This window comes from Mesorhizobium sp. M7A.F.Ca.CA.002.15.2.1 (assembly GCF_003998715.1).
Classification (GTDB): domain Bacteria; phylum Pseudomonadota; class Alphaproteobacteria; order Rhizobiales; family Rhizobiaceae; genus Mesorhizobium; species Mesorhizobium ciceri.
Genome location: NZ_RZPI01000644.1, coordinates 1 through 3,144, shown reverse-complemented (window position 1 = coordinate 3,144; position 3,144 = coordinate 1). Strand labels below are relative to the sequence as shown.

Annotated in this window: 3 protein-coding genes; 1 reads left to right on the top strand and 2 read right to left on the bottom strand. The window is 62.1% G+C overall.

Annotated features, from left to right (window positions below; genetic code table 11):
• Positions 1-361 (top strand): hypothetical protein (locus tag ENZ74_RS26760; RefSeq protein ID WP_127313104.1); only part of this gene is annotated, 361 nt, incomplete at its 5' end.
• Positions 362-546: 185 nt separating this feature from the next.
• Here the strand turns inward: ENZ74_RS26760 and ENZ74_RS26755 are convergent.
• Positions 547-1,242, bottom strand: a complete 696-nt coding sequence (locus ENZ74_RS26755; protein ID WP_013529766.1) for a response regulator transcription factor — start codon at positions 1,240-1,242, stop codon at positions 547-549.
• A complete protein-coding gene (locus ENZ74_RS26750) occupies positions 1,239-2,687 on the bottom strand; it encodes a HAMP domain-containing sensor histidine kinase (protein WP_063168931.1) in 1,449 nt (482 codons plus the stop codon). The genes ENZ74_RS26755 and ENZ74_RS26750 overlap by 4 nt, the downstream gene beginning before the upstream one ends.
• Positions 2,688-3,144: the final 457 nt, after the last annotated feature.

The window sequence follows — 3,144 nt, the reverse complement described above, 5'->3', positions numbered from 1 at the left end:
GAAGAAACTGGTCAAGGTGCAGGAACAGCTGAAGGCGCTGCACGAAACCCGCCACGCCACCTTCCTTGCCGCGGCCAGTGCCGCCGAGGCTGAAGCCAGGGAACTGGTCGGCCATTTCGACCAGGCCGATTCGCTTTCCGCCCTGTTCCCCGATCTCTACCACCGCCGCATCGCCCAAGCGGTCGTGCGCCAGGAGGCGAACCTGGCAAGCGCGAAGCAAGAAGCCGGCCTCATCGCCGCCGCGACCGCCCGCACCAACATGGTTGAGCGTGCCTACAAGGACGTGCGCAACCGCGACGAGCGCGAACGCTCCGACCGCGAGCGGCTCGACATCATCGCGCAGAAGCAGGGCGAGGAGTAAGCTGAGGGTGTTCCGCTATGGGCCAACGGTGAGCGTCATTGACCAGGTTGCGAATGGCGGCAATCTCGGTCTTAGGGGCGGGCATGGTGGCTTCCTGAGAGCGGACATTGCAGGCTGCACATCGAGGTCCTGCCGCGCCATGACCAGTCGATGCTTCGGTCTGGAAGCAGCCGTTGAGCAGACGTTCATTGCACGGCGGCGGCCGCGGTGAAGATGTAGCCAACGCCATAGACGACCTTGATCGGCGCGGGCAAGCTGATGTGCTCCTCCAGTTTGCGGCGTAGCCGGCTGACGACTGCGTCGAGATGCCTGTTGTCGAAGTTCGACCTGGGACGGGCGACAAGCTCCACCAGATCCTCGCGCTGGCAGATTTCGCCGCTACGGTTGCAGAGCACGTTCATGAAGGCGAACTCGGCCGCCGTCAGTTTAAGCGAACGGTGATTGGGCGCGATCAGCATCCAGTTCGTGCCGTCCAGCACCCACCGATCGCTGCTGCCGTTGGCAGAGTCGGGCGGGGCTCCCGTCCGTCGCAGCAGGCTGCGAATTGCGGCGTCGATCTCGCGCAGCGTGCTGTGCTTGACCAGGTAGATGTCGGCGCCGCTCTCAAAGCCACGGATACGGTCGTCGCTGTCACCGAGCGCCGTCAGCATGATGATGCCGCAGGCATGTGATTTGCGGATTTCGGTTGCCAGATCGAACCCGTTCCCATCGGGCAGCCCGACATCGAGGATGATGACAGCGGGCGAGCTGCCGTTGGCCAGCGTCTGGCGCAATTCCCCTGCCGTGGCGACGCCTTCGGCCGTGAAGCCCGTCAGTTCCAGGAAATCCGCCAGATCCTTGCGCAGCCGGGGCTCGTCCTCGACGATCAGAATATGCGTCATGCGGTCAGTTCCTCGGGCGAAAGTCGATCCGTTGCCTCGCCTGCCAGAGGCAGGCTGACGATGGACGTAATGCCCTGGTCGTCGTTGGCGAGCAACTGCAGCTTGCCGCCGTGATAGGCCAGCAATTTGCGCGAAGAATAGAGGCCGAGACCGGTTCCGGTTACCGCCATCGTATTGGAGGCCCGGAAAAAGCGCCTGCCGATCTTGTGAAGCTCAGCCTGTGGAATGCCGATGCCACGGTCACGCACCCGAATGACCGCACTTCGACCTTCGCTGCGCACATCGATATCCACTGGCTGGTCCTCCGACGAATATTTGAGCGCATTGTCGATGAGGTTGATCAGGACCGTCGCCAGCATCTCGGGATCGGCGACAAGCGAAACGGCGTCGTCATCCGCCGTAAAGATCAGGCGCTCGCCGCGCCCGGTCATCCCGAAATGCAGCCGCACATCGGCAATAAGCAAACCGACGCGTATCATCTCCGGCTGAAACCCGCTGTCGCGATCATTGGCCATGAAGCGGTCGATCAGGGAAAACAGGCGATCGAGCGCCTCGCCAATGCCGGCAATCCGTTCTCGTGTCGCTTCGGGCGACTTGTGGCCGACAAGGCCGATCATGTCGGCCGCGTTGCGGATGATGGCGAGCGGGGTGCGAAACTCGTGGCTGACGACGCGCATGAAGTCCGCCTGCTCGTCGCGAAGCACACGTTCGGCCGCCAGGCTCGCGTTCAACCGGCTTTCCAGCCGTCGTCGTTCCCGTACCTCCCGCGACAGGGCGATATTTTTCTCCAGCAGCGCAGAGGACAGCCGCGAACTGACCATGAACAGCAGGCAGCCGAAAAAGGCGATCAGGAACAGCGCGCCCTGCAGCAGATACCAGGCGTTGCGGTCGGCCAGAACTGAGGCGCCTTGAAAATCGACCGGCAGCCGGTATTCGATGATGCTCTGGAGAACGCTAGCCGCGATATACTCGGCAAGCACACCGATCGTGATCCAGCGCAGGAGGGTTGGTTGCGTCCGGTCCCGCATCAGCCCAAGACACATCACCGACATCATCACGACCGTAAAGAAGGTCGATGCGTGAATGCGTATAGCAATGTCGCCTGGATCAATCGCGAGGGCGGCACTCCATGCGACAATTTGGAAAATCAGCAGTGAAATGCTGATCCAGGTATAGCGTGGCTGTCCCAGAAAGCGCGCCAGACCCTCGGCCAGCAACACCAGGCCTAGCTTGATGATCGTGTTGTGGAGCACGATGGCCCAGGCCGCCGGCTGCTCCCCACGCAGGAGAATCAGCAGCACCCCCGCCGCGATAGCGACGAAGCCGGCCGCAAGAAACTTCAACTCATAGAGGCGGCGCCACGCCAGCCACACAAACAACCAGGTGACGGCCTGCAGGCTTGCGGTTGCAAACGTAACAACCAGAACGGTCTTCAGATCAAGCATGGTCGAGTATTCGCACGGGGTTCCCCTGCCGCACCCCCCGATGCGCCAAATGTTGAATCTCGCAGGAGTTGTGCGGGGAGGCAAGCGCGATCCGCCCGTGCAAGAATTGGTCAGAATTCAATAGAATTGATCGGTGGAATTGTCGGGAGAGGACGTTTTATCATCGGCCGCGATCGTCTTGGTGGTTTCGCCGGGCGGATTGTGAGGAAGCAGTCGGGGCGATGTGCGTGGCGGACGCACGCGACCCGACGCAGCGGCAAGCGATGATTTTCGCGGGACGCCCGGCGATCGGGCCGGCCGCGGAATCGTTGCTTGCGGCACACGGGGGGAATTCCATGACAATTCGCGATCGTCGCTCGCTCATATCCCGCTTGTACTTTTGTGCTCCACGGCGCTCGCGGGGTCGTTGCTGCTGCCAGTCATCCTGACGGCGCCGGCGCATGCACAGGCTCTTTAT